7 protein-coding genes are annotated in these 6899 nt (G+C 74.4%); 4 read left to right on the top strand and 3 right to left on the bottom strand.

The annotated features are described in order from the left end of the window. Nucleotides 1–119: 119 nt before the first annotated feature. On the bottom strand, nt 120–1277 hold the full coding sequence (locus tag ACZ58X_RS19685; protein ID WP_470334884.1) for a TetR/AcrR family transcriptional regulator: 1158 nt from the start codon (nt 1275–1277) through the stop codon (nt 120–122). Between the two features lie 196 nt (nt 1278–1473). Here ACZ58X_RS19685 and ACZ58X_RS19680 point away from each other — a divergent pair, with 196 nt between their 5' ends. Beyond that, nucleotides 1474–2631 carry an acyl-CoA dehydrogenase family protein gene (locus ACZ58X_RS19680; RefSeq protein WP_470334883.1) on the top strand — a complete coding sequence of 386 codons (1158 nt, stop codon included), beginning with the start codon at nt 1474–1476 and terminating at the stop codon, nt 2629–2631. Between the two features lie 229 nt (nt 2632–2860). Here ACZ58X_RS19680 and ACZ58X_RS19675 read toward each other — a convergent pair whose 3' ends face one another. Beyond that, nucleotides 2861–3127, bottom strand: a complete 267-nt coding sequence (locus ACZ58X_RS19675) for a hypothetical protein (RefSeq protein ID WP_470334882.1) — start codon at nt 3125–3127, stop codon at nt 2861–2863. Between the two features lie 135 nt (nt 3128–3262). Between ACZ58X_RS19675 and ACZ58X_RS19670 the strand changes: the two genes are divergently transcribed. After that, entirely contained in the window at nt 3263–3580 is a 318-nt protein-coding gene (locus ACZ58X_RS19670) for a cupin domain-containing protein (protein ID WP_375887415.1), read from the top strand. A gap of 23 nt (nt 3581–3603) precedes the next feature. On the opposite strand, the gene ACZ58X_RS19665 is transcribed toward ACZ58X_RS19670, so the two are convergent. Beyond that, nucleotides 3604–4197 (bottom strand): TetR/AcrR family transcriptional regulator, encoded by a 594-nt coding sequence (locus ACZ58X_RS19665; RefSeq protein WP_470334881.1) that lies wholly within the window; start codon nt 4195–4197, stop codon nt 3604–3606. A gap of 135 nt (nt 4198–4332) precedes the next feature. Here ACZ58X_RS19665 and ACZ58X_RS19660 point away from each other — a divergent pair, with 135 nt between their 5' ends. Both ACZ58X_RS19660 and ACZ58X_RS19655 read left to right on the top strand, forming a co-directional pair. Beyond that, nucleotides 4333–5898, top strand: a complete 1566-nt coding sequence (locus ACZ58X_RS19660) for an MFS transporter (RefSeq protein WP_470334880.1) — start codon at nt 4333–4335, stop codon at nt 5896–5898. Between the two features lie 270 nt (nt 5899–6168). After that, a complete protein-coding gene (locus ACZ58X_RS19655; RefSeq protein WP_470334879.1) occupies nt 6169–6804 on the top strand; it encodes a class I SAM-dependent methyltransferase in 636 nt (211 codons plus the stop codon). Nucleotides 6805–6899 lie beyond the last annotated feature (95 nt).

The raw sequence follows: 6899 nt of genomic DNA, 5'->3' as shown, positions 1-6899 counted from the left end.
GGGGGGTCGGTGTACTCCAACACAGAAAGGGAGGGTCTGGTCCCGCCTCCTCGCGGGGGGGGGGGGGCCCCCCCGGCCCGCTCCGTCCCCCGGGTGCCCCTGGATGCCTCTCGGAGCTCTCAGGCGTCCACGCCCAGCACGGCCCGGCCGATCCGCCGCAGGCAGTCGCCGAGGTCGGGCCGGGCACTGTACGGGCGGTTCCGCACCCCGTCGTTGACCAGCGAGAACAGCGCGTGCACCCGGATCCGGGCGGTCACCGCGTCGTACTCCGGGCGCACCTGCCGGAGCAGCCCCACCCAGGTGCGCAGGAAGTCCCGCCGGAAGTCCACCGCGGCCCGGCGGTCCGGCGGGGCCAACCGCTCGGTCTCGCTCAGCATCGCCCCCAGGTAGTCGCCGTTGCGCAGCGCGAAGTCGACGTACCCGCCCAGCCCGGCCGCCAGCGCCTCCGCCGGCCCGGCGGCCGTCGAGATCGCGCCGTCCACCTCGTGCCAGAGCCGCTCCCGGCTGCGCACCAGGGAGGCGGCGAGCAGCTGGGCCTTGCTGTCGAAGTGCCGGTACACGCTCGGGCCGGAGATGCCGACGGCGGCGCCGAGTTGGTCGGTGCTGACGTTGTCGAAGCCGCGCTGGTGGAACAGCCGGACGGCGGCGGCGAGCAGCTCCTCGCGGCGGGCCTGCGGCCTCGACTCGGGCGCCTCACCGGTGGGCGCCAGGGCGCCGGCGGCGGTGCCGTCCAGGGGGACCGCGAGGACGGCCGCGACCAGTTCGCGCAGCAGCGCCTCGGCCCGGCGGGGCTGCGGGGCGGCCGACTGGTAGGACAGCCCGGCGCAGCCGGAGAGCGCCGACCAGCAGAGCAACTCGGCGTCCGGGGAGGCCAGTTCCGGCCGCTCGGCGCGCAGTACGGCGGCCATCAGGGCGACGTCCGCGCGGAGTTCACGGCGCAGTCCGGCCCGGCGGGCCGGCGGCAGCAGTCGGGCGTCGCGCTGCACCAGGGTGCCGAGCGGGCGGTGGGCGACCGCCACCGCGGCCAGCACGGCGCCGAGTTCGGTGGCGCTGCCGGCCGCGCGCAGGCCGTCGCCGAGCGCGTCCAGGCCCAACCGGACGGCACGGTCGAGCAGTTCCGGCTTGCCGCGGAAGTGCCGGTAGAGCGCGGGCGCGGTGATGCCCACCCCCGCCGCGACCTCGGTCATCGAGACCTGGTGGTAGCCGTTGCGGTGGAAGCGGTCGGCGGCCACGGCGAGGATCTGGGCGCGTCGGCCGGGCGGCCTTCGGACCACCATCGCGCACCTCCCCGCATCCGTCCCGAGCTCCGCCCGAAGGCTAGCAAGGATTCACTTGGCACCCGTGTCGAGCAGCATTTCCGGGCCCGCCGACGCTGGACAGTCGAGGCTACCCGGGATTAACTTGTCGAGCCACCACCTGGTACGTTCCGCCTCCGCCGACCCCCCGGCCGGCACCGTCGAAGGGAGCGCCGCCGTGCGCCGCACCGTGTTCAACGAGGACCACGAGGCCTTCCGGGAGACCATCCGGGACTTCATCGCCAACGAGGTCGTCCCGGTCTACGAGAGCTGGGAGGCCGACGGCCACCCGCCCCGCGACTTCTACCGCCAGCTCGGCGAACTCGGCGTCTACGGCATCGAGGTGCCGGAGGAGTACGGCGGCGCCGGCGAGAGCGGGTTCAAGTACCAGGCGGTGATCGCCGAGGAGACCGCCCGCGCGGGGGTGAGCTTCGGCTCCTCCGGCGTGCACACCGGACTGGTGCTGCCGTACCTGCTGGAGTACGCGAACGAGGAGCAGAAGCGGCGCTGGCTGCCCGGCTTCGTCTCCGGCGACATCATGACCGCGATCGCGATGACCGAACCGGGCGCCGGCTCCGACCTCGCGGGCATCACCACCACCGCCCGGCTCTCCGAGGACGGCACCCACTACGTCCTGAACGGCGCCAAGACCTTCATCACCGGCGGCGTGCTGGCCGACCTGGTCCTGGTGGTCGCCCGCACCGCCCCGTACGACCCGGAGAACCGCCGGGCCGGGCTCTCCATCCTGTGCGTGGACACCACCTCGCCGGGCTACTCGGTCGGGCGCAAGCTGCAGAAGATCGGCCTGCGCACCTCGGACACCGCCGAGTTGGCGTTCGTCGACGTCAAGGTGCCGGTGGAGGACCTGCTCGGCGAGGAGGGCCGGGCCTTCTCGTACCTGACCCACAACCTGGTGCAGGAGCGGCTGGCGATCGCGGTCGGCGCGTACGCGGCGGCCGCGGCGGCGGTGCGGTTCGCGGTGCAGTACGTCAAGGACCGCAAGGTGTTCGGCAAGGCGGTGGCCGAGTTCCAGAACACCAAGTTCACCCTGGCCGACTGCCAGGCCCAGGTGCTGGCGCAGCAGTCGATGGTGGACCGGGCGCTGGAGCTCTACCAGAACGGCGAGTTGAGCGTCGCGGACGCGGCCGCCGCGAAGCTGTTCTGCACCGAGTCGGCCTCCACCGTGATCGACAAGTGCCTCCAGCTGCACGGCGGTTACGGCTACATCCTGGAGTACCCGATCGCCCGGCTCTACACCGACAACCGGGTCTTCCGGATCTACGGCGGCACCAGCGAGGTCATGCGCAGCATCATCGCCAAGTCGCTGGGGCTGTAGCGGCGCCCCGGAACCCCCGAACCGCGGAGCCCGGAACCGCAGAAGCCCGGAACCCCTGAACCGCAGAGCCCCGGAACCCCTGAACCGCGGCGGGCCGCACCCCCATGGTGGCCCGCCGCACCCGTTCGGACGTCCGGGCGCTGCGCTCGGACGTCCGGGCGCTGCGCTCGGACGGGCGGACGGGCGCTCGGACGGGCGGACGGGCGCTCGGACGGGCGGGCGCAGGTGCTCAGTTGGGCGAGCCGTGCTCCGCGCGCCAGGCCTCCCAGCCCGCAGAGGAAGCCACCTTCGCCTCGTGCAGGGCCCGTTGGGCGAGCGCGCCCGGCGGGGTCTCCATGCCGCGCACCCAGTCCCGGCCCGCGGTGAACAGCGCCGCGCACACCAGCGCCGCCCCGGCCGCGCCGAGCACCGAGCCGATGCCGGTCAGCACCACGCCGCCGGCCAGCAGCGAGCGGTTGACCTGGAGTCCGTTCAAGATCCTCTGGTTGGTCGCCATGCCTCCACGATGCGGGCAGTCGGCGGGGGCTGCACCTCGGGCGGCCCGCTCCGGGCCCCTCCCGGGTGCGCGGCGGCGGCGCGTCCGCCAGCCTGGGCACACGGCCCGAGCCCCGGCACAGGAAGAGGAGGCGCCATGCCCGACCTCGAACGGCTCGCCGTGGAGCACGCCGCCCGGGCGGCCGAGGGCCCGCACGGGCGCAGCGCCCATCTGGTGCTGCACGACGGGGTGCTGCGGCAGACGGTGATCGCCCTGACCGCGGGCACCTCGCTGGACGAGCACACCCCGCCCACCGCGGGGAGCGTCCAGGTGCTGCGCGGCCGGGTCTCGCTGACCATCGCCGGGCGGCGGGTGGAGCTGGCCGCGGGTGAGCTGGAGCCCGTACCGCAGGAGCGGCACGGGCTGGTGGCCCACGTCGACTCGGTGGTGCTGCTGACCGCCGTCACCGCGTAGCGCGCGACACCGGGTAGCGCGCGTCACGGCGTGGCGCCGGCCCCCAGCACGCTGCCGCTGACCAGCCGGAGCCCGCGCAGGAACTCCTGGCCGGTCGGCGCCAGGTCGGGCGCGGCCAGCCACTGGGCGACGTAGCCGGCCAGCAGGATCTGGTAAAAAGTGCCGCGCGCGAGCTCCTCCTCGGTGTCCGGCACCTCGGGCAGCCCCTGGAACACGGCGGCGAGCCCGAGCCGCCCGTCCTTCTGCGCCTCCTCGAAGGCCTTCGCCAGCTCCGGGTTGTGCCCGGCCTGGGCGAGCGCCTCGAACTGCGCGGCCCAGAGCCCACGGTGCTCGGCGAAGACGTCCCGCAGGCCGTTCCAGGCGGCGGCGAAGCGCAGCTCGGGGTCGTCCGACACCTGGTTGGCGCCGTAGACCACCACCCCCAGGGCCTCACCCATCTCGCCGATCGCCTCGATCATCGCGGCGTTGAGCAGCGCGTCCTTCGAGCCGAAGTGGTAGCCGATCGCGGCCAGGCTGACACCCGAGGCACTCGCGATGTCGCGGGCCGTGGTGCGCCCGTAGCCCTTCTCGTACAGGCAGTGCTTGGCGCCGGCCATCAGGTCTTCGCGGTTTCCCATGCCCTGATCCTACGGAAGATCTGCACGGATGTCTTGCACGGATGTATGGGACGAGCGTATGGGACGGACGTCTTGGACCAGCGATTTACACATCTGTACTAGACAAGCGTCTGACACGTCCGTACCGTCTTCCCCATGACCGCAACCACCGGCCGCGCAGGCCGTCGCGAATGGACCGGCCTGGCCGTCCTCCTGCTCCCGACCCTCGTGCTCTCCATGGACATGGGCGTGCTGTTCTTCGCCGTCCCCTACATCTCCACCGAGCTGGCCCCCAGCGGCACCCAGCAGCTGTGGATCATGGACATGTACTCGTTCCTGCTGGCCGGACTGCTCATCACGATGGGCGCGCTGGGCGACCGGATCGGCCGCCGCCGGCTGCTGATGATCGGTGCCGCGGGCTTCACCGGCGCCTCGCTGCTGGCCGCGTGGTCCGGCAGTGCCGAACAGCTGATCGCCGCCCGCGCCCTGCTCGGCGTCGCCGGGGCCACCGTGATGCCCTCGACCCTCGCGCTGATCCGCACCATGTTCCACGACCCCAAGCAGCGGCAGGTCGCCCTCGGCGCCTGGGGCGGCGTCCTCACCGCCGGGGCCACCCTCGGCCCGGTCGCCGGCGGGCTGCTGCTCGACCACTACTGGTGGGGCTCGGCCTTCCTGGTCGCCGTCCCGGTGATGGTCCTGGTGCTGCTGACCGCACCCGTCCTGCTGCCCGAGTACCGCACCGCCGCCCGCACCGGCCGCTTCGACCTGTCCGGCGCCGCGCTCTCGCTCGCCGCGATCCTCCCCCTGGTCTACGGCGTCAAGACCCTCGCCGTGGACGGCTGGAGCCCGCTCCCCGCCCTCGCCGCCGCAGCCGGGCTGCTGTTCACCGGCGCCTTCGTGTGGCGCCAGCGCACCGCCGCGCACCCGCTGATCGACCTGAGCCTGTTCCGGATCCGCACCTTCAACGGGGCGATCAGCGTCAACACCCTCGCCATGTTCGCGATGATGGGCTTCGCACTCTTCACCTCCCAGTACCTCCAGCTGGTCAAGGGCATGAGCCCGTTCACCGCCTCGCTCTGGTCGCTGGTGCCCAGCGTGGGCGTCGGCGCGGCGATCGGGATCAGCTCGGCGCTGGCCGGCAAGGTCCGCCCGGCGGCTTTGATGGGCGGCGGCTTCGTGGTCGGCGCCGGCGGCTTCGCGATGATGACCCAGGTCGGCCCGCACTCCCCGCTGGCGCTCATCCTCACCGCGGCGGGCGTGCTGGCCGCGGGCACCGTCGGCACCATGACGATGACCGCCGAGATGGTCGTCTCGGCCGCCCCGGTCGAGCAGGCCGGGGCCGCCGCCGCCACCTCCGAGACCGCCGTCGAACTCGGCAGCTCGCTCGGCATCGCCCTGCTGGGCGCGGCGGGCGCCGCGGTCTACCGCCACCAGCTGGACGGCGCCCTCCCGGCGGGCGTCGACGGCACGGCCGCCGCCACCGCGCAGGACACCCTCGGCGGCGCGGTCTCCGTCGCGGCCCACCTGCCCGGCCGGCTCGGCCCGGACCTGCTGGAGACCGCCCGCGGCGCCTTCACGGACGGCCTGCACGTCGCCGCCGTCGTCGGCCTGGTCTTCGCCCTCGGCGCCGCCGTCCTGGCCCACCGCCTCCTGCGCCACCTGCCCACCACCCCGGCCCCGGCCCCGGCCTCCGCTGCGGAGCAGCAGCCCGTCGCCGCCTGACCCCCGCACGGCCGCCGTCCACGCGAGTCATCGAGAGCCCCCGCCCCCTCCGGCGGGGGCTCTCCGCCGTCCGGGGCAGGCCAGGACACCCCGAGCGGGAACCCGACGGCGCGAGGAACGGCGCGAGGACGGGACGGCACGGCGTCGGCCGCGAAGGGCCGGGAGCGCCGGGAGCACCGGACGGCATCGCGTGCCCGCCCCGGAGCGGACGCCGGGCCGGGTGCGCGGAACCCCGGGTGCGGGGCGGGCGGCCGTGCCAGGGTGAGGCCCATGGGAACCGGACACGAACGGGTGCGCGGGAGTTACGACGCGGTGGCGGAGGAGTACCTGGGGCGGATCGGGGGTGAGTTGGCGCACAAGGTGGTGGACCGGGCACTGCTGGGGGCCGTCGTGGAGGAGGCGGCCGGCGGGCTGGTGGCGGACCTGGGGTGCGGGCCGGGGCACGTGGCGGGGTGGCTGACCGGGCGGGGCGCGCGGGTGGTCGGGATCGACCTGTCGCCGCGGATGGTCGAGCTGGCCGCACGCGAGCACCCCGGGGCCGAGTTCCGCGCCGGGGACCTGCTGGCGCTGCCCGCCGCCGACGGCGAGTTCGCGGCGGCCGTGGCGCTGTACTCGGTGATCCACCTGGAGCCGGACGAGCTGCTGCCCGCCTTCGCCGAGATGCTGCGGGTGCTGCGGCCCGGCGGCCTGCTGCTGGTCTCCTTCCATCTGGGCGAGGAGGTGCGGCACCTGGAGGAGTGGTGGGGCCATGACGTCGACGTGGACTTCCACTTCCTGCGGACCGAGGCCGTCGCCGCCCGCCTCACCGGGGCCGGGTTCGTCGTCGAGGCCCGGCTGGAGCGGGACGGCCTGCCGGAGGAGGCCGACACCCGGCGCGGCTACCTGCTGGCGCGGCGGCCGCGCTGACCGTCCACCCGGGGGTGGACGCCGCTGCGTCCACCCCCGGGTGCGTGTCCCGACGGCGCGGCCGGGGGACCGTGGAGGCGTAGTCCGCGACCGTC

It is taken from the genome of Kitasatospora sp. NPDC040550, assembly GCF_055594965.1.
This window is presented reverse-complemented; position numbering and strand designations above follow the sequence as displayed.

Bases quoted from the DNA above. Each gene is read 5' to 3' on its own strand.
- ACZ58X_RS19670 (WP_375887415.1), top strand. From the start codon at position 3,263: ATGCCCGACCTCGAACGGCTCGCCGTGGAGCACGCCGCCCGGGCGGCC.
- ACZ58X_RS19660 (WP_470334880.1), top strand. From the start codon at position 4,333: ATGACCGCAACCACCGGCCGCGCAGGCCGTCGCGAATGGACCGGCCTG.
- ACZ58X_RS19655 (WP_470334879.1), top strand. From the start codon at position 6,169: ATGGGAACCGGACACGAACGGGTGCGCGGGAGTTACGACGCGGTGGCG.
- ACZ58X_RS19685 (WP_470334884.1), bottom strand. From the start codon at position 1,277: ATGGTGGTCCGAAGGCCGCCCGGCCGACGCGCCCAGATCCTCGCCGTG.
- ACZ58X_RS19665 (WP_470334881.1), bottom strand. From the start codon at position 4,197: ATGGGAAACCGCGAAGACCTGATGGCCGGCGCCAAGCACTGCCTGTAC.
- ACZ58X_RS19675 (WP_470334882.1), bottom strand. From the start codon at position 3,127: ATGGCGACCAACCAGAGGATCTTGAACGGACTCCAGGTCAACCGCTCG.